The sequence below is a fragment of the Rhodovulum tesquicola genome (assembly GCF_024128855.1).
In the GTDB taxonomy this organism is placed as follows: Bacteria; Pseudomonadota; Alphaproteobacteria; order Rhodobacterales; family Rhodobacteraceae; genus Rhodovulum; species Rhodovulum tesquicola.
Window position 1 is genome coordinate 121,825 of record NZ_JAMYDV010000010.1, and the last position, 17,590, is coordinate 139,414.

Genomic DNA, 17,590 nt, shown 5'->3' on the forward strand with positions numbered 1-17,590 from the left:
CGGCATTGTCCGCGGCCGGGCTTTCCTTTACAGGAAATTCGAAAGCGCAGTTCAGGAAAGGCGAACCCATGCCCCTCGCCCCCAATGTCCACGACGCCGAACCGATCCCCGAGGCCGCGCGGGCCGAGATCGACCGGCTGTTGCAATCGGGCGACCTGTTCCGCTACAACGCCGCCGCCGATGCGCCTGTGACGCTGCTGGAGCGCGAGTTCGCGACCCTGATGGGCACGCGCTTCGCCGTCGCCGTCTCGTCCTGTTCGGCGGCGCTGTTTCTCTCGCTCAAGGCGCTGGACCTGCCGCGCGGCGCGCGCGTCCTGATCCCCGCCTTCACCTTCGCTGCCGTGCCCTCGGCGGTGATCCATGCCGATTGCCAGCCCGTGCTGGTCGAGGTCGGCGCGAATTACCGGATCGACATCGACGATTTCGCCGCAAAACTCGACACCGGCATCGCCGCCGTCCTCATCAGCCACATGCGCGGCCATACCTCGGACATGGACGCGATCCTTGCGCTATGCGCGGAACGCCAGATCCCGGTGATCGAGGATGCGGCCCATTCGCTGGGCACGCTCTGGCATGGCCGCAGGATCGGCACGCTGGGCGCCATCGGCTGCTTCAGCTTCCAGTCCTACAAGCTGGTGAACGCGGGCGAAGGCGGCATGCTGGTCACCGACGACCCCGACCTTGCCGCGCGCGCGGTCATCATGTCGGGCGCCTATGAGCATAACTGGAAGAAACATGACGGGCTGTTGAACAGCTTTGCCCGCTGGCAGAACCGCCTGCCGCTTTACAACATGCGGATGCAGAACCTGTCGGCCGCGGTGATCCGTCCGCAACTGCCCGAGATCGACCGCCGCGTGCGCGACGGGCGGGCGAACCACGATCACGTCGCGGTGCGGCTGAACGCCTGCCCGTGGTTCGACGTGCCGCCCCCCCTGCCCCCCGAAACCCGCGCGCCCGACTCAATCCAGTTCAACCTGGTTGGCTTCGAGAGCGATGCCGAGGCCGTCGCCTTCCAGAACGAGGCCGCAGCGCGCGGCGTTTCGGTGCAGGTCTTCGGACTGAGCCGGGACAATGCCCGCGCCTTCTGGAACTGGCAGTTCATCGAAGGGCCGCTGCCCGACCTGCCAGGAACGCGCGCGATGCTGATGCGGGCCTGCGATACCCGCCTGCCGGCCAAGCTCACCCGTGTGGAACTCGATCTGATTGCGGATGCGCTGGTTGCCGCGGCCGAAGCGGTGAAGGGCATCGAGACCCGCGCCTACGGCACCTGAGGCGGATCAGCCGTTCAGCTGGGACAGCTTGCGCTGCAACTCGGCCAGCTCGCGGCGGATATCTTCCAGTTCGGCGCGGTCCGCGCCCCCGTCCTCGTCGTCGCGCGCGGGTCCGGAGCTGGCGCTTGCCCAGCCCCCGGTCATCGCCTTGAGGAACGCCTCCTGCTGCGCCTTCAGCGCCTCGAAGCCGGGCATGGCGGCGATCGGGTTCATCCGTCCCATGTTCTCCATCATCTTCGACTGGCTCTCGCGCAGCATGTCGAAGCTTTGCGCGAGGAACTGGGGCACGATCGAATGGGCCGAGGTGGTATAGCTGCGCACCAGATCCGTCAGAACGTTGATCGGCAACACGCTTTCGCCCTTGCTTTCATGCTCGGCGATGATCTGGAGCAGGTATTGCCGGGTCAGGTCGTCGCCGCTTTTCAGATCGACGATCTTCACCTCGCGGCCCTCGCGGATCACCTTGGCGATATCCTCCAGCGTGACGTAATCGCTCGTCTCGGTGTTGTAGAGACGACGGCTGGCATAGCGCTTGATCAGCAGCGGATCTTTCGCGTCGGTCACGGGCGGGCCTCCCTCGATGGCAATGCCGCAGAGCGGCGCAGCCAAGCTTATGCGCTGCAAAGCCAAAAAGAAAGGGCGGGCACAAGGCCCGCCCCAGTATTGACCATTCGACAGGGAGGAGGAGTCGAGGCCAATTCGAATATGTGGTTCACACCGCCGGGGTGGAGACCTTCTTGACGGTCTTCGTCGCGGTGGTGGTGGCTTTCTTCATCGCCGTGGTGGCGTCCTGAGAGAAGTCCTTGCCCGCGGCCAGCATCAGCTCGACGGTTTCCATCTGGACCTTCTTGGCGACTTCGGCGAAGGCGGCCATGTTTTCGGCAGCCATCTCGGCCGAGGCGGAGGCGAAATCGGTCAGCGACTTGGTGTAGTCGGTGGGCTCATCCTTGACGGTGGCCACTTCGCCGAACTTGGCCAGCGTGTCCTTGGTCCACTTGGCGGAGATCTCGGTCGATTTCTCGGCCGCTTCCAGCGCGACCTTCGACATCTTCTCGGCCAGCGCGGCCTGGGTCTTGAACGCGTCCTGCATGGCGGTCGGGTCCATCGAGAACGCCGACATCATGTCCTGCATCATCTTGGTGAAGTCTTGGGTATCAGCCATTGGGGGTCTCCTCTTGCGGGCAACCCGCCCGCCTCTGCTGTGATCCTGAAAAGAACATACATGCTGCACTGCAGCATTTCAAGTCTTTCTGCTGCGGTGCAGCAAAAAATCGCCGGGGACACACCGTCAGGCGGTCTTGCCCGCCAGGACGTAGGTCCCGGGCGCGTCGCACAGCGCCTCCAGCGGCCCCTCGCCGGGAATGCGCGCGGGCACCTTCTTGCCGGAACGGCGGCTCAGCCACTCCTGCCAGCGCGGCCACCATGACCCCTCGTGGAACTCGGCGCTCGCGCGCCAATCGTCCGCGGGGGTGTCCTTCAACGGTGCATCGCTCGTGTAATGGCCATATTTCCGCTTGCTCGGCGGGTTCACGATCCCCGCGATATGGCCCGATTGCGACAGGATGAAGGTCTTGTCCCGGCTGCCAATCCTGCGCACGCCCTCATAGGACGAGGCCCAGGCCGCGATATGGTCGGTCTCGCAGGCGATGGCGAATACCGGCACCTTGACCTCCGAGATCTTCACCCTCTCGCCGCAGATCTCGAAGCCTTCGGTGGCGAACCGGTCCCCCTGGCAGAGCCCGCGCAGGTATTCCACCACCATCCGCCCCGGCAGGTTCGTCGAATCGCCGTTCCAGTAGAGCAGGTCGAAGGCGGGCGGGCGTTCGCCCATCATGTAATTGCGGATCGCGGGCCGGTAGATCAGATCATTCGAGCGCAGGAAGGAAAACGTCCGCGACATGAAGAAACTGTCCAGATAGCCGTTCTCGGTCACCTCGCGCTCGATCCCGTCAACGAAATCGTCGTCGAGGAAGACGCCCACCTCGCCCTGGTCCGAGAAATCGGTGAGCGTGGTGAAGAAGGTGGCCGAGCGGATCGAGCGGTCCTTGCGCTTTTCCATCAGCGCCAGCGTCAGCGACAGCGTCGTGCCCGCGATGCAATAGCCGATGACATTGACCTTGTCCTCGCCGGTGATCGCCTTCACCTGCGCGATGGTTTCCAGATAGCCTTCCTCTACATAGGTGTCCATGCCGACATCGGCATAGCTGGCATCGGGGTTCACCCAGGAGACCACGAACAGCGTATAGCCCTGATCCACGATCCACTTGATCAGCGAGTTCTTCGGCGTGAGGTCGAGGATGTAGAACTTGTTGATCCAGGGCGGGAAGATGATCAGCGGTGTCGCATGCACCGTCTCGGTGCTGGGCGCGTACTGGATCAGCTCCAGCATCCGGTTGCGGAAGACAACCTTGCCGGGCGTGGTGGCCAGGTTCTGGCCCACGGTGAATGCCTCGCGGTCGGCCAGCGTGACGAGGATCTCGCCCTCATTGGCCTCGATGTCGCGCACCAGGTTTTCCAGCCCGTCCACCAGCGACTGCCCGTCGGTCGCCACCGCCTTTTCCAGCGCCTCGGGATTGGTGCCCAGGAAATTCGCGGGCGACATCAGGTCCACGATCTGCTGGGTGAAATATTCCAGCCGCTTGGCATCCTTGGGCGACAGCCCCTCGACCTCGCGCACCGCCCGGGCGATCGCCTCGGCATTCATCAGGTATTGCTGCTTGACGAAGTTGAAATAGGGATGCGTCTGCCACAACGGGTTCGAGAACCGCGCATCGGGGGGCGTTCGGTCCTCGGGCGCCTTGAGCGTGCCGCGCGCCAGCGCCTCCTGCGCCTCGACGAAATGCTTCAGCGACTTGCCCCAATACGCGACCTGATGCTCGATCAGCTTGGAGGGGTTGCGCATCATCTCGACCATGTAGGCCGCGGCCGCCTTCATGTAGAGATCATGGCCCGGCCCCTGCAGGTTCGGGTCGATCCGCCGCTTGCGCGACACCGCCGACATGAGACGCTCGGTCAGCCCCTCCAGCTTGGCGAGGTTCTCGTTCAACCGTTCGAGATTCTTGCCCGGCGCATCTTCTTCAGTTGTCACGGCGCGGTTTCCCCCTTACTTTTCGCGTTTGCAGCATGCCGCCTCCCCGGCTTTCGCTGTCCCTGCATCTCCGATATCCTATCGGAAAAGGAGTGGCGAATGAAATACATGGCGACCTACGACCTGATGGAGACGGCGCGCACCACCAACCAGTGGCTCGGCGCGACGGCGCAGGCCATCGGCTCCTACCCTGCCGTCAGCATGGTGCCAAACCCGTTCTTCCGGCTTGTCGCGGCCTGGGGCGAGGTCACGGAACGTACCTTCGCGCGGATGGTCGCCAAGCCCGACTGGAACATCAACACGGTGGTCGCAGGCGACGGGCGCGACCATATCGTCTCGGTCGAGAAGGTCGTGCAGCGCCACTTTGGCGACCTGATCCATTTCCAGGTCCATGGCCGTCCACCGAAGCCGCGCCGGGTGCTGCTCGTCGCGCCGATGTCGGGCCATTATGCCACGCTTCTGCGCTCGACCGTGGCGAGCCTCCTGCCCGATTGCGAGGTCTTCGTCACCGACTGGCACAATGCGCGCGACATCCCCGTCTCGGCAGGCAAGTTCGACGTGGAGGATTACACCCTCTACCTTGTCGATTTCATGAAGTTCCTCGGCCCCGAAACGCATGTGATCGCGGTCTGCCAGCCCGCGCCGCTGACGCTGGCCGCGACCGCCTACCTGGCCGCCGAGGACCCCGACGCCCAGCCCCGGTCGCTGACGCTGATCGGCGGGCCGATCGACCCCGATGCCGCCAAGACCGATGTCACCGATTTCGGCCGCCGCGTCACCATGGGCCAGCTCGAACAGGTCGCGATCCAGCGCGTCGGGTTCAAATATGCGGGCGTCGGTCGGCTAGTCTATCCGGGGTTGTTGCAGCTTGCATCCTTCATGTCGATGAATGGCGACCGCCATTCCAGGGCGTTCTCCGAACAGGTGCTGCGCGCGGCCAAGGGCGAGGCGTCGGACCACGACAAGCACAACCGCTTCTATGACGAATACCTTGCCGTCATGGACATGACGGCCGAGTTCTACCTGTCGACGGTCGAGCGTGTCTTCAAGCGCCGCGAGATCGCGCGCAATGTCTTCAAGGTGGCAGGCCGCCAGGTCGATATCGCCGCGATCACCGATGTCGCGGTCAAGACCGTCGAAGGGGCGAATGACGACATCTCGGCCCCCGGCCAGTGCATCGCGGCGCTCGACCTGCTGACCGCCCTGCCCGAGTCGAAGAAGGCCAGCCACCTGGAACCCGGCGCGGGCCATTACGGCATCTTCGCGGGCAAGAGTTGGCGCAACAATATCCGTCCGCTGGTGCTGGACTTCATCGACGCCAATTCCGGCACCCCGCAACCCGGCCGCGCGCATCTGCGTACCGTCTGAGGCCGCGCCCGCCGGGCGCGGGCGCCTTCGGCGCGTGGGTATTTGGACCAAGAAGAAGCCAGGTGGCGCGCTCGATCAGCGCGCCGTCAGGTCCGTGATGGCGGCTTCGACCAACGCAAGGTTGTCCGGTTCCGAGAACCGGTGGTCTGCCCCCTTGACCAGCGTCAGGCGCGCATCGGCGCAGTCCATGTGGTCGAGCAGCCGCAGCGCGACCGGAACGGGCACGTCCTCATCCGCCGTCCCCTGCAACAGCCGCACCGGAAAGGGCAGCCGCAGCGGCGTGCGCAGCACGAGGTTTGCGCGCCCGTCCTCGATCAGGCGGCGGGTGATCGTGTAGGGGCTGTCGGCATAGGCAGAGGGGATCTCGATCCGGCCTTCGGCCATGATCCGGGTGCGCTGGGCCTCGGCGAAACCCGCCCACATGCTGTCCTCGGTGAAGTCGGGCGCCGCCGCGATGCCCACCAGCCCCACGACCCGTTCGGGCATGGCACGCGCCAGCAACAGCGCGATCCAGCCGCCCATGGACGATCCGACCAGCACCTGCGGCCCCTCGGTCAGCGCGGCGATGGCCGCCGCCGCATCCGCCGACCAGTCGCCGATGCAGCCATCGGCGAAGGCGCCCGAGCTCTGGCCATGCCCCGAATAGTCGAAGCGCAGGAAGGCGCGGCCCTCTGCCCGCGCCCAGGCCTCCAGATGCGTGGCCTTGGTGCCGGTCATGTCGGACATGAAGCCGCCGAGGAACACCAACCCCGGCCCCGCGCCCGGCAAGCGGTGATGGGCAAGGCGGCGGCCTTCGGGGGTGGTCAGGAACTCGGGTGCGGGCATCGGGATATCTCCTGTGGCGGGGCGAGCCTAGGCAGGCGGGCTGCCGGTCGCAACCCCGCCCCCCTTGCCCGGACCCGGCTTTTCCGCTTTGCTCGCCCCATGACCGGACCCCGTTTCACCGATCTCGTGGCCAGCCTGCCCGCCACCGTGCCCTTCGTCGGCCCCGAGACGCAGGAGCGCGCCCGTGGCCGTCCGTTCCGCGCGCGGCTGGGTGCCAATGAAAGCCTGTTCGGCCCCTCGCCGCGCGCCGTCGCCGCGATGCAGGAGGCCGCGCGGGAAGCCTGGAAATACGGCGATTCCACCAGCCACGACCTGCGCGCGGCACTGGCTGCCGATCTGGGCGTGGCGCCCGGGAATGTCATGGTCGGCGAGGGGATCGACGGGCTTCTGGGCTACCTGGTGCGGATGCTGGTCGCGCCCGGCGATCCGGTCGTGACCTCGGCCGGCGCCTATCCGACCTTCAACTACCATGTCGCAGGCTTCGGCGGCGCGCTGCATCTGGTTCCCTTTGCGGGCGATCACGAAGACCCCGACGGGCTGATCGCACGGGCGCGGGGGGTGGGGGCGAAGCTTGTCTACCTGTCGAACCCGAACAACCCGATGGGCAGCTGGCACCAGGCCGCGCGCGTGCAGGCGAAGATCGACGCGGTGCCCGAGGGCACGCTGATGGTGCTGGACGAGGCCTATATCGAGTTCGCCCCCGAGGGCACCGCGCCGCCCATCGACCCCGACGACCCGCGCGTGATCCGGTTCCGCACCTTTTCCAAGGCGCATGGGCTGGCCGGTGCGCGGGTGGGCTATGCCATCGGGGCGGCCCCGCTGATCGCGGGTTTCGACAAGGTGCGCAACCATTTCGGCATGTGCCGGATCAGCCAGGCGGGCGCGCTGGCCTCGCTGGGCGATCCCGCATGGCTGGCCGAGGTCGGCGCTCAGGTCGCTGCCGCGCGGGACCGGATCGGGGCCATCGCACGCGCGAACGGGCTGGTGGCGCTGCCCTCGGCAACCAATTTCGTCACCGTCGATTGCGGCGGGGACGGGGCGCTGGCGCGCGCGGTGCTGGCCGGACTGGCCGAGCGCGATGTCTTCGTGCGGATGCCCGGCGTGGCGCCGCTGGACCGCTGCATCCGGATCTCGGCAGGGCCGGAGGATCAGTTGGATGTGCTGGCCGAGGCGCTGCCCGGCGCGCTGGCCGATGCAAGGGATTCGGCCGCGCGGTGATCTGGTCACTGACCGCGCGCAGCAGATCGGTCAGGATGAGCCGAGATCAACCCCCAGACCCGGAGCGGCGATGAAACAGACCCTTCTGATGGAGAAATACCCGGTCTTCGACATGGACCTGCCCAAGTCCGAGACCTCTTGCCAGAGCGTCGATGACATCATGGCCGCCCTCAGGGCGCGGATCGACGCCCATCCCAAGGTGGCCTTCATCGCCATCTTCGACCATTTCGCGCATACCACCGCGATCGGCGGTACCATCGGCGAAGGGATCCGCGACGCCCGCAACATCGTCTTCTGTTTCGGGATCGCGTTGCCGAACGCCCATGTGCTGGCGGTCCGGCCCCGGTCCATCGGGGTGGCCGATCTGGGCGAGCGGTTCCACATCACCTTCATGGAACCGCCGATGGAGATCGCGACGCGCGAGATGGAAGCCTGGTGCAAGGCGCTGGCCGACCGGACCTGAGACGGCATCGCCGGGCACAGGGGGGCGCTGCCCCCCGTCCTTTCGGACTCCCCCCGGGATATTTCGGGCCAGAAGAAGGACAGGGGCGCAGGGGCGGCGTGACGGAACGCCTTGCCCTTCGGCGTGGCGCGGCCTAGGGCTGTTGCGCATGAGAATTCTGTTTCTTGGGGATGTCATGGGCCGGGCGGGGCGCGATGCGGTGATCGCGCGCCTGCCCGGCTTGCGCGCGGATTGGGGGCTGGATTTCGTCGTGGTCAATGGCGAGAACGCGACGTCGGGGGCGGGGCTCAGCCCGGCGCATGCGCGCGCGTTGCTCGATGCCGGGGCGGATTGTCTGACGCTGGGCGATCATGCCTTCGACCAGAACGACATGCTGGGCTTCGTCGAGCAGGAGCCGCGCATCCTGCGCCCGCTGAACTATGCCAAGGGCGCGCCGGGCAGGGGGGCGCGGCTGTTCGAGGCGCGCGGCGGGCGCAAGGTGCTGGTGGCGCAGGCGCTGGGCCAGGTCTTCATGAAGCGGCCCTTCGACGATCCGTTCTCGGCCATCGAACCGGTCCTGAAGGCCCATCCCCTGGGCGGGCTGGCGCAAGCGGTGCTGGTCGACATGCATTGCGAGGCGACCTCCGAGAAGATGGCGATGGGCCACTTCTGCGACGGCCGCGCCAGCCTTGTGGTCGGGACCCATACCCATGTGCCCACGGCGGACGCGCAGGTTCTGCCGCGCGGCACGGGCTATCTGTCCGATGCGGGCATGTGCGGCGACTATGATTCGGTGATCGGCATGGAAAAGGACGAGCCGATGCGCCGTTTCATCACCGGCATGGCCAAGGGGCGGTTCACCCCGGCCGCGGGCGAGGCGACGGTTTCGGGTGTCCTTGTCGAGACCGATGACCGTACCGGGCGGGCCACGCGCATTGCCATGGTACGCCAGGGCGGGCGGCTGGCGCAGGCCGGTCCCTGAGCCCTCAGCCCGCGCGATAGGCCTGCCGGATCAGCCCGGCCAGCGCCTCCAGCGTGGGGCCCGGCGCGACATCCGAGACATAGAGGTCGATCAGGGTGCGCGGCAATTCGGGCAGCGCGCCGCCATGGCTGATGCGTTCGACATAGGGCGGCATCGCGCCTTCGACGACGGTGTGCACCGCCAGATCGGCGCTGACGCTGGCCTCGACCGTGCGGATCGAGTCGCTTTCGACGGCCATCTGCCAGGGGATGCCGGCCCGGTCCAGCGCCTCCTCGACGTCCTGGCGGAAGATGCAGGCATGTTCATAGGCCAGCCGCAGCGGGCGCTGTTTCCAGGCCTGCCCGCCGATCGCGCCGACCCAGACCAGCGGCAGTTCGGCCAGCGTCTCGCCGCCCGGGCCGCAGCGATCCTCGGTGGTCAGGATCAGGTCCACCTCGCCGCGGCGGAACTGTTCGCGCAGCCGCGTGGTGTAGGACGAGATCAGCTGCACCCGGACACGGGGAAAATCGGCGGCAAAGCGGTTCAGCACCTGCGGGATCGCCGGATAGACGATGTCATGCGGCACGCCCAGAACGATCTCGCCCTCGTAATCCTGTGCGGTCATGCGGGCATAGACCTCGTCGTTCAGCGACAGCAGGCGGCGGGCATAGCCCAGCAACTGCTCGCCCGCCGCGGTCAGCCGGACCCGGCGCTCGGAGCGGTCCAGCAGATCGAGCCCCAGCGCCTGTTCCAGCCGCTTGATCTGCATCGACACCGCCGATTGCGTCAGGTTCAGGAACCCCGCCGCCCGCGTCACCCCGCCCGCTTCGGCCACGGCCACGAAAGAGCGCAGGGCGGTCAGGTCCAGATGGCGCGGCATATCACGATCCTTGATTCATCGCATAACAATCATTCGTTTGAAGAATGAAACACGATGCGCGATAGGCTGCAAGCAGAGAGAGCAGTCCGCATCAAGAAGGAGGCACGGCCATGGCCCATATCGTCACCGACACCATCTGGGGCGTCCGTCTTCCTGCGCTTGGCGATCTTTTGCGCCGCATTGGCCTTGGCCTTGGCGTTGCCCGCCAGCGTCACCGTCTGGCCGAGCTTGACGACACGCTGCTGCGCGACATCGGGCTGACCCGGGACGAGGCGCTGGCCGAGGCCCGCCGCCCGGTCTGGGACGTGCCGCAGACCTGGCTGCGCTGAGCCGCGCGGCAGGCTGACGGAAACGTTAAGGTATCGCGCCGTTTTCGGACCGGCGCGGCTTGAAATGCTTTCCCCCTTCGCCGATATTTCCCCGCAATGGCGGGGTCCGGATTGTCCGGTCCGCCGGGTGTGAAAATCTGAGGAGGCAGCGATGGCTGACTACAACACGAACACGATCCGCGCGGGCCAGACGGCGGGCATCCGCTCGTCGGCGCAGATCGACGCGGGCCTTCGTGCCCATATGAACAAGGTCTACGGCACCATGTCGGTCGGCATGGTGATCACGGCGCTGGCCGCCTGGGCGATCTCGGGGCTGGCCGTCGCGGCAGATGGCACGCTGACCGGGCTTGGCATGGCGATCTACGCCTCTCCGCTGAAATGGCTGATCATGTTCGCCCCGCTTATCATGGTCTTCGGCTTCGGCATGGTTGCGAACCGGATGTCGGCGGCGGCCGCGCAGCTCTACTTCTACGGCTTCGCGACGCTGATGGGCCTGTCGATCAGCTCGATCTTCCTGGTCTTCACCGGGCTGTCGATCGTGCAGACCTTCCTGATCACGGCGATCGCCTTCGCGGGCCTGTCGCTGTGGGGCTACACCACCAAGAAGGACATCTCGGGCTGGGGCTCGTTCCTGATCATGGGCGTGATCGGCCTGATCGTCGCCTCGATCGTGAACATCTTCCTGGGCAGCCCCGCGATCATGTTCGCGGTGTCGATCATCGGCGTGCTGCTGTTCTCGGCGCTGACCGCCTATGACACCCAGCGGATCAAGACGGACTACATCCAGCATGCGCAGTCGATGGACAGCGAATGGCTGGCCAAGTCGGCGATCATGGGGGCGCTGAACCTCTATCTGGACTTCATCAACCTGTTCATGTTCCTGCTGAGCTTTCTAGGGAACAGAGAGTAAAGCTACCGACCAGGTCGTTAGCGACCAAAACCCCGCCAAGCCTCCGGTTTGGCGGGGTTTTTCTTTGTCTTGACTGCTTCTTATCGATGTCTGCTTCGAGAACCCTGCGAGCGCATATCACACGACAGGAAGTGTAATCGCCGCACAACAGGGCAAGTTTCGACGTCAATTCAACTGCTTAGATAGGTCCACTGGCCACCCAAGGGTTTACAATCTCGCGAATCACGAACGTTTTGGCGCTTGGCGCACTGAATACTGTCTGAGACGTTCCGTCATATCGCCTTATCCTCGAACACTTCGTCTTTCGCCTCTGCGGCCAATTTCTTTGGCAGTAGCTCGTGAGAGCATGTTGCAGAGGTTAGTCAGTGCGGAAACAAGACCCCCTGAGGTTCCAGGTCCAAACCTGCCGAAATGGATCCAGGTACCGTCATCTCCTTGTTGATCGCCAGACTCTGTCATCCAGTCTGCTTGCAGGTCTCTTCGAAGCATATCTGGCAAGGTCCTCCTACTCCCCCTCAACGATTAGGAAGGCCCTCGAACATGTCGCCGCATTTCTCGCCTGGGATGCGGAAGGTCGGGAAGGCGGATGTACGCAACTGTCGATGGGGCGTCCGCTTACGGAACCTCAGATCCGGAAATTCAAGGAATGGCTCCGTTCCCGAGCAATCATCAAAAGGACCCGTCGCGAAGAGGAGGCATCAGATCTCGATCCGGAAATCTCCGAGCAGGACAAACCCAGTAAGCTGGTGGGATCTGAAGCCAAGACCATAAACTCGATTCTCGATGGCGTTGCCAGCTTTGAAGACTGGTGCCTGCGCCATGCGCTTGTTCGTCACGGCCACCAAAGCAAGCTCGTCGACGTCCGTGCGGTCCAATCCGAGCTCTGGAAGAGCGCACATGAAGCGTCTCCTAAGGTCCGCTATGCTGAAGATTTTACCGACGACGAGATTCTGCAAATCGAGCAGTACTTCAGATCACTCGCGTTCATGGCTGACCCTGACAGGGTCAATCCGTCCGATTTCCGGAACTACGTCATCTGGCGCATGGCCATTGAGTACGGCCTCCGCATTGGCGAGATCCTTGCTTTCCGGACCATCGATCTCCCAAGCAGGGAAGCCAACTACATCAAGATCGTGCGGATCGAAGAGCGCCGCGATCCCCCGGATCCCCGGGGTAAGAGTGCGCCAAGGCCGAAGACCCTCTCTCGCGACCTGGGCACATATTTCGCGAACAGCAGCTTCCCCGATCTCTTCTCGAAGTACGTCGCTGAATATCGCTGGGCCGAGGTCTACAACCCGCGCCTCGGAAAGACGCGGCGGCGCTTTGTCTTTGATCACCCCTATCTCTTCATCTCCGATCACGGTTCTCCGCTACCATCAAGTACCATCGAGAGCATCGGCGCGCGGGTCGCCAAGGAACTCAAAATCAAGTTCCACTGGCACAAGGCGCGGCACTCATTCTTCAATCGCATCTACGCCGCCGCGGAACGTATCCCCAACACCACTGATCGCGAGCGAGCGCGGCAACAGATGCAGTATCTCGGCGGCTGGTCATCTCCCGAGAGCCTGATGATCTACACGCTGACGGCCCGCAGGGATACTGCACGCCGCGGCAGCTTTATTCTGTCTGGCCCTGAGGAGAAACCAGTGTGGGATGTTCTAGGGTGAATAGATCGACTCTGATATTCAATGCTGAAACAGGTCTCTTTGAAGGCGCTGATGGCGCTCTCTATGTCGAGAATACTTTCGACCTTAATAACCCGCATATGATCAGAGTCGATGGCGAAGTATGGATCGCGCGCCACAACGGGAAACCCTTCCGCTTAGATTGGCGCCGAAAAGCAATCCCTCCGTCCATCCGCTTCACTCTACAGGAAGCCGCAAGATTTCAGCTCATGCGGCACGCCCCAAGTCATCTTAAAGCGCTTAGGCAAATGCTTAAGGAGCTGGACGAGTCTTGGAGTAGCTTGGGAACCCCTCAGCCAAACACCTTCAGCGATATCGGAATGAGGGGAATGAGCCATCTTCTAACGAGGCTTTCGCCACAATCGGCTTCAACTCTCCGAGAAACCTACCGCATTCTTGCGACAAGGGATCGCGGGGGCTGTTCACTTGCGGTCTACAACGTTTTGAAGGACATCAACCTACACCCCAATCACTCTGGAGCAATACCTGAAGTGCGGCGGTGGGATAACACTCGTGGAGCGCTGACAACATCTGAACTCGAACACCTTCGAGCGCACCTACTTGTCAGGAAAGAGAGAGAGACAGACCATGAGCACTTCGTTCGGGTTTACCTACGCAGCTGTGTTTCGGTCGGAAAACGTGCAGTACAACTTTTGCACATGTCTGCCGATGGGGTCAGGATAATTCCGGGCGATCCTCGTTACCAGAAGTTCCTTGTGATCCCGGGGGGAAAATTTCAGCGGAACGAAGAGGCTGGCCTTTGGCCGATCTCGGAGCATCTCTATGAGGATCTGATGGACTTTGCAGCGCGGCCCGCCGTTTCCGAGGCGCAGGACCGCTTCGGGTACTTCTTCGTGACCCCGATTACTTCACAAAGCCGCGTTAGCGGACCTCGGGAATCAGGCAACGTCCAAATTCTGATCGGAGACTGGATTCAGCGACGAAACCTGGTCTCGCCTCGAACTGGCAAAATCATGCGGGTCACGTCAACCCGCATTCGGCATACCGTAGCGACACAAATGGCCAAGAAGGGCTACTCCAAGGGCGATATCCAGGCAATGCTCGAGCATGCAAGCGATAGCGCTGCCCTCGCTTATCTTGATGCCGTCGGTAACGACATGACACCGGCACTCGAGCGCATCAACGACGCTCTTGGCCGCGTCTTTTCCGATCTCAGTGACGCCTTCTTCAAGGGCAAGGTTATCAGCCGTCCAGAAGGCAAGATCAAGAAGCCGGTCATTAGACCAGATCCCAAGAACATTGCCGTGGTCGGACAGTGCGGCCTACATTCCGCCTGCCCAAAGCATCCCTTTTTCTCTTGCTATAACGGCTGCCCCTACTTTCTCCGCTTCAAGGACACCGACGAGGACGCCAACCGCGAGTTTCTTCGACGCGAGTACGAGCAATGGAGGGCCGCCGAACCGTCGACGATGCGGGCCAAGTCGCACGATGATTTTGCCCAGATCGACAAGGGGATGGAAGAAGCTTCCAAACATGGGGGTGATGTTGAATGAGTATCAACGCAAGTCGCTCGATCCTGCCGATCCGCGCCCAGGTTGTGCCCGAACGACAGGATCTGATCGACGGACTGGACGCTCATCTTCCCGGCGCGTCCAGCTTTGATGACGACAGCTGGAACGTTTGGTCCTGGGGTAAAAGACGACACCGGGAAGGGACGACGACTGCTAATTTTGCACACATTCTTCACGCGGAACTGCGCGTCGCCATCAAGCTCATGGTTCTGCACAAACGCGCCACTGAAAAGGTCACCCACACCTATGCCTTCCCAAACATCCGAGTTGCGAGCTTTCTCGGCGAGATTCTGGGAGCACGACCTCTTTCAAAGCTGACCAATGCAGACGTGCAGCGATGTGAGCAGCGTCTTTCCACGCAGTACGGGGCTGGATGTAGCTACCTCACTAACCTGGCAATGATCGCCGAATACCTGAATACGTGGTTTGCTCTCCCCGTCACCTACAAGAGACCCAAGACCGCAGCCGCTCGGTATGGCGTCAAGGGAACAGATGTCGGGCGGCGCAAAAAGCTGATCCCCGAAAGTGTCCTGGGACAACTTCTGGCGCTGCAAACGCGCACAGATCTCGATGCCGAGGATCGTCTCTTCGTCAGTGCACTCGCGATCAATGTTGCCTGTGGTTTCCGTATCTCGGAACTGATGTCTCTTCCGGTAGATTGCCTGGTCAATGATGAAGACGCGCTTTATGTGCGGCATGTCGAGTCAAAAAAGGGAAAAGCCGCCCCGCGGCTGATTCCCCCTCAGCTCAAGCCCGTCGTTGAAGCGGCAGTGAGTGACCTCATCGAGATCACCAATGAGGGAAGAAACATCGCGCGACGCTGGGTCGAGAAAAAGCAACCAGACTGGTCCCTCGTTCTCGAGGATCCTGCAGCCATTGCCTACTTCCTCGGAGAATTCCTCCATGAATGGACGTCGGATCCGGACCATCGGCTGATCAATCCGGACGCCGCGTGGCACAGGGATCGCGGTTGGATCGACGTTCTCGGAGCCCTCAGGCGGAACAACGGCGCCGTCAATGCCACGACCGAGCAACTCGATCTTTCGTGGTCGTCGTTCAATGAACTTTGCAAGCAGCAATGGGCCAGCCGTCGAGGCGTTCTTTGCGAACGAAAGAAAGGCCTGACGGTCGAGGATTGGCAGCGGCGCGACCGACGCGTGATGAGCAAATATCAATTCTTTCGCGCGATTGGCTTTGCCTCGGGTCAGTACCGAAAGTCGGATCAGATGCAGGAGATGATCGATGCTGCAACGCGGGCGCAGATGAGGGGCGAGGTCTATCCGATGCCGCCGTTCGAGATCGAACTGGAGGCGAGATTTGGTCGATCGCGCCCGGTGCTCCTCGCGGACCAAAATGCGCGCCCTCTCCTCTTCGTCGATGAGGCCCTGATGGTCGTGCCGAAGTACTTGATCGGGTCCCACGAAACCAAGTCCGAGGACTTCAAAGTCCTCGAGGCGGAGCAATTCATGATGTGGTTGGGAGGGAGACCGGGTCGGGCGTCGGTCTTCGAACGCCACGGTATCACCGATCCACGCACTGGTCACCCCGCCAAGTTCGTGTCGCATGACATCCGCCACTGGCTGAACACTGCTTATCATCGTGGTGGGCTCAGTCCGGAGCAGATCGCAATCCTTTTCAACCGGCAATCTTTCGAGGGCAACTCCACCTACAATCACATGACCAACGAGGAGCGCCGCGAGGCAGTTGCTGGTGGCGTCCGTGATCATGCGATTACAGGGCACATCACCGACACCTTCCGCTCCATCGCCGAGGTCAATCGTTCCGAAGCGGAGATGTATCTTCAGGCGATGACGCGTCAGCTGAACGTTATGCCGCACGGCCTGTGCGCCAAGGACTTGGCCGCGGAACCCTGTCCTCATCACCTCAGCTGCTTCAGCTGCGCGACCGACGATCAGGGTGTCGGCACCCCGTGTGCCTTCCTGATCGTCGACGCCTCGGATGATGGTCAAGTTAAGGAAATCAAACGCATACAGGACAATGCTGACGCAATGCTCGACTGGTTCGAGGAAGACGGGATGTCTGACGCGCCCCAGGTTCAGCACTTCAGGAACATCGCGAGCTCCACCCGCAAGATTCTATCGGAGGATGCATGACGGACAGGACGAAAAGGACCTGTGCCATCTGGCACCCGCGCATCGAAGCGGCCATTCGCAGTTCTCAGAAGAAGGCTGCAAAAGCCAAGAGGCCCTTCAAGCTCAACCTCGCGGAGCTTGCACGGGACCTTGGGACGAGCCGCCCAACAATCTACAAACACGAGCGCTTCATTGAGCGGGTTCTTCAGAAACTCGATGCGGAACGCCGGCGCGTCGATGGCCATGCCGGTCTCGAATTCCTCAAGGATCAGTTGAAGCGCAAGGACGACGAGATCGCCATTCTGACGGCGCGCAATGAGACCCTCATGCGGGATCTGCAGACCGTCTACGACCACATCTATGGCGCCAGTCTGACTGCCGCAGAACTGGTCGACGCCGTCGTCCGCGATCGGACAGACGCAGACGGTCAGTGCATCCTCTGCGGCTCCGAAGTCAAATCCCTGCCGGAAAAAAAGACGAACGTCGTGCCGCTTCCCCCAAAGGGCCGCAGATGAGTCAGGCGCGCTCAGAAGACAATGTCGATGCCCTGAGGGCGTATCTGTCCTCCGTGGAGGCTCTACCCGCCCGCGGCGGCAAAGTCAGCATCGCCGCCGTCGCTTCGGCTGCGGGGATCGATCGCCAGGTTCTCTACCGGAACCCGACAGCAAAAGCTCTCCTTGAGCAAACCGTCGCCGAGAAAGGCCTTATCGGCATCGAAGCTCGTGGTGTCGGTGAGCGCAGCGCAGCGGAAAAGGTCCTCGAGCAACGGGTTCGAAGCCTCGAAGCGCGAAACGCGGCCCTGGCCGCAGAGAACCACGGCCTGCGAGCCCAGCTCCGAAAGTACGAGCACCTCGATCAAATGTAAACGGTGTTTTGCCCCCACCTTCCTGTGATTTTTCCGTTCTGCGAGTCCGTCTCTGTTGGCTAACAGGGGTGGAGTTTCTCCATGGAGACTATGACGGAGTTTCTCAGTTCACTTGGCGTGGTG

General features: G+C 62.9%; 17 protein-coding genes. 12 read left to right on the forward strand and 5 right to left on the reverse strand.

The annotated features are described in order from the left end of the window. Window positions 1–68 precede the first annotated feature (68 nt). Window positions 69–1,271 (forward strand): DegT/DnrJ/EryC1/StrS family aminotransferase, encoded by a 1,203-nt coding sequence (locus NHN26_RS10665; protein WP_253089463.1) that lies wholly within the window; start codon window positions 69–71, stop codon window positions 1,269–1,271. Window positions 1,272–1,277: 6 nt separating this feature from the next. Here NHN26_RS10665 and phaR read toward each other — a convergent pair whose 3' ends face one another. From phaR to NHN26_RS10680, 3 genes are all read right to left on the reverse strand, one after another. Beyond that, entirely contained in the window at window positions 1,278–1,835 is a 558-nt protein-coding gene (phaR, locus tag NHN26_RS10670; protein ID WP_253089464.1) for a polyhydroxyalkanoate synthesis repressor PhaR, read from the reverse strand. Between the two features lie 148 nt (window positions 1,836–1,983). Next, window positions 1,984–2,433, reverse strand: coding sequence for a phasin family protein (locus NHN26_RS10675; RefSeq protein WP_132697131.1), 450 nt, complete (start codon window positions 2,431–2,433; stop codon window positions 1,984–1,986). A 126-nt stretch (window positions 2,434–2,559) separates the two neighbouring features. Then, a complete protein-coding gene (locus NHN26_RS10680; RefSeq protein WP_253089465.1) occupies window positions 2,560–4,359 on the reverse strand; it encodes a PHA/PHB synthase family protein in 1,800 nt (599 codons plus the stop codon). Between the two features lie 99 nt (window positions 4,360–4,458). Between NHN26_RS10680 and phaZ the strand changes: the two genes are divergently transcribed. Next, the gene (gene phaZ / locus NHN26_RS10685) at window positions 4,459–5,727 is read left to right on the forward strand and encodes a polyhydroxyalkanoate depolymerase (RefSeq protein WP_253089466.1); all 1,269 of its coding nucleotides are present in this window, start codon (window positions 4,459–4,461) and stop codon (window positions 5,725–5,727) included. Window positions 5,728–5,802: 75 nt separating this feature from the next. Here the strand turns inward: phaZ and NHN26_RS10690 are convergent, their stop codons facing one another. Beyond that, window positions 5,803–6,552, reverse strand: a complete 750-nt coding sequence (locus NHN26_RS10690) for an alpha/beta hydrolase (RefSeq protein ID WP_253089467.1) — start codon at window positions 6,550–6,552, stop codon at window positions 5,803–5,805. Window positions 6,553–6,651: 99 nt separating this feature from the next. On the opposite strand from NHN26_RS10690, the gene NHN26_RS10695 reads away from it, so the two are divergent. From NHN26_RS10695 to NHN26_RS10705, 3 genes are all read left to right on the forward strand, one after another. Beyond that, window positions 6,652–7,770, forward strand: a complete 1,119-nt coding sequence (locus NHN26_RS10695; RefSeq protein ID WP_253089468.1) for a pyridoxal phosphate-dependent aminotransferase — start codon at window positions 6,652–6,654, stop codon at window positions 7,768–7,770. A 70-nt stretch (window positions 7,771–7,840) separates the two neighbouring features. Further along, window positions 7,841–8,233: a DUF6858 family protein gene (locus NHN26_RS10700; RefSeq protein ID WP_253089469.1), complete on the forward strand. Its 393-nt coding sequence runs from the start codon at window positions 7,841–7,843 to the stop codon at window positions 8,231–8,233. A 148-nt stretch (window positions 8,234–8,381) separates the two neighbouring features. Then, window positions 8,382–9,194, forward strand: coding sequence for a TIGR00282 family metallophosphoesterase (locus NHN26_RS10705; RefSeq protein WP_253089470.1), 813 nt, complete (start codon window positions 8,382–8,384; stop codon window positions 9,192–9,194). Between the two features lie 4 nt (window positions 9,195–9,198). On the opposite strand, the gene NHN26_RS10710 is transcribed toward NHN26_RS10705, so the two are convergent. Further along, window positions 9,199–10,053, reverse strand: a complete 855-nt coding sequence (locus NHN26_RS10710) for a LysR family transcriptional regulator (protein ID WP_253089471.1) — start codon at window positions 10,051–10,053, stop codon at window positions 9,199–9,201. Window positions 10,054–10,163: 110 nt separating this feature from the next. On the opposite strand from NHN26_RS10710, the gene NHN26_RS10715 reads away from it, so the two are divergent. The 7 genes from NHN26_RS10715 to NHN26_RS17580 all read left to right on the forward strand — a co-directional run bounded on the left by NHN26_RS10715 (window position 10,164) and on the right by NHN26_RS17580 (window position 17,467). Further along, the gene (locus NHN26_RS10715; protein ID WP_253089472.1) at window positions 10,164–10,382 is read left to right on the forward strand and encodes a DUF1127 domain-containing protein; all 219 of its coding nucleotides are present in this window, start codon (window positions 10,164–10,166) and stop codon (window positions 10,380–10,382) included. Window positions 10,383–10,533: 151 nt separating this feature from the next. Then, complete coding sequence (locus tag NHN26_RS10720) at window positions 10,534–11,292, forward strand: Bax inhibitor-1/YccA family protein (protein WP_253089473.1); 759 nt, start codon at window positions 10,534–10,536, stop codon at window positions 11,290–11,292. A 602-nt stretch (window positions 11,293–11,894) separates the two neighbouring features. Beyond that, window positions 11,895–12,959 (forward strand): site-specific integrase, encoded by a 1,065-nt coding sequence (locus NHN26_RS10725; RefSeq protein ID WP_253089474.1) that lies wholly within the window; start codon window positions 11,895–11,897, stop codon window positions 12,957–12,959. A gap of 677 nt (window positions 12,960–13,636) precedes the next feature. Next, complete coding sequence (locus NHN26_RS10730; RefSeq protein WP_253089475.1) at window positions 13,637–14,491, forward strand: site-specific integrase; 855 nt, start codon at window positions 13,637–13,639, stop codon at window positions 14,489–14,491. Beyond that, window positions 14,488–16,623, forward strand: coding sequence for a hypothetical protein (locus NHN26_RS10735; protein WP_253089476.1), 2,136 nt, complete (start codon window positions 14,488–14,490; stop codon window positions 16,621–16,623). The genes NHN26_RS10730 and NHN26_RS10735 overlap by 4 nt, the downstream gene beginning before the upstream one ends. Continuing rightward, the gene (locus NHN26_RS10740) at window positions 16,620–17,117 is read left to right on the forward strand and encodes a hypothetical protein (protein ID WP_253089477.1); all 498 of its coding nucleotides are present in this window, start codon (window positions 16,620–16,622) and stop codon (window positions 17,115–17,117) included. The genes NHN26_RS10735 and NHN26_RS10740 overlap by 4 nt, the downstream gene beginning before the upstream one ends. Beyond that, on the forward strand, window positions 17,114–17,467 hold the full coding sequence (locus NHN26_RS17580; RefSeq protein ID WP_354595930.1) for a DUF6262 family protein: 354 nt from the start codon (window positions 17,114–17,116) through the stop codon (window positions 17,465–17,467). The genes NHN26_RS10740 and NHN26_RS17580 overlap by 4 nt, the downstream gene beginning before the upstream one ends. Window positions 17,468–17,590: the final 123 nt, after the last annotated feature.

What these genes read in the sequence shown, in the direction of transcription:
- NHN26_RS10665 (WP_253089463.1), top strand. Translation starts at nt 69, where the DNA reads ATGCCCCTCGCCCCCAATGTCCACGACGCCGAACCGATCCCCGAGGCC.
- NHN26_RS10675 (WP_132697131.1), bottom strand. Translation starts at nt 2,433, where the DNA reads ATGGCTGATACCCAAGACTTCACCAAGATGATGCAGGACATGATGTCG.
- phaZ (WP_253089466.1), top strand. Translation starts at nt 4,459, where the DNA reads ATGAAATACATGGCGACCTACGACCTGATGGAGACGGCGCGCACCACC.
- NHN26_RS10690 (WP_253089467.1), bottom strand. Translation starts at nt 6,552, where the DNA reads ATGCCCGCACCCGAGTTCCTGACCACCCCCGAAGGCCGCCGCCTTGCC.
- NHN26_RS10695 (WP_253089468.1), top strand. Translation starts at nt 6,652, where the DNA reads ATGACCGGACCCCGTTTCACCGATCTCGTGGCCAGCCTGCCCGCCACC.
- NHN26_RS10700 (WP_253089469.1), top strand. Translation starts at nt 7,841, where the DNA reads ATGAAACAGACCCTTCTGATGGAGAAATACCCGGTCTTCGACATGGAC.
- NHN26_RS10705 (WP_253089470.1), top strand. Translation starts at nt 8,382, where the DNA reads ATGAGAATTCTGTTTCTTGGGGATGTCATGGGCCGGGCGGGGCGCGAT.
- NHN26_RS10710 (WP_253089471.1), bottom strand. Translation starts at nt 10,053, where the DNA reads ATGCCGCGCCATCTGGACCTGACCGCCCTGCGCTCTTTCGTGGCCGTG.
- NHN26_RS10715 (WP_253089472.1), top strand. Translation starts at nt 10,164, where the DNA reads ATGGCCCATATCGTCACCGACACCATCTGGGGCGTCCGTCTTCCTGCG.
- NHN26_RS10720 (WP_253089473.1), top strand. Translation starts at nt 10,534, where the DNA reads ATGGCTGACTACAACACGAACACGATCCGCGCGGGCCAGACGGCGGGC.
- NHN26_RS10725 (WP_253089474.1), top strand. Translation starts at nt 11,895, where the DNA reads ATGGGGCGTCCGCTTACGGAACCTCAGATCCGGAAATTCAAGGAATGG.
- NHN26_RS10730 (WP_253089475.1), top strand. Translation starts at nt 13,637, where the DNA reads ATGTCTGCCGATGGGGTCAGGATAATTCCGGGCGATCCTCGTTACCAG.
- NHN26_RS10735 (WP_253089476.1), top strand. Translation starts at nt 14,488, where the DNA reads ATGAGTATCAACGCAAGTCGCTCGATCCTGCCGATCCGCGCCCAGGTT.
- NHN26_RS10740 (WP_253089477.1), top strand. Translation starts at nt 16,620, where the DNA reads ATGACGGACAGGACGAAAAGGACCTGTGCCATCTGGCACCCGCGCATC.
- NHN26_RS17580 (WP_354595930.1), top strand. Translation starts at nt 17,114, where the DNA reads ATGAGTCAGGCGCGCTCAGAAGACAATGTCGATGCCCTGAGGGCGTAT.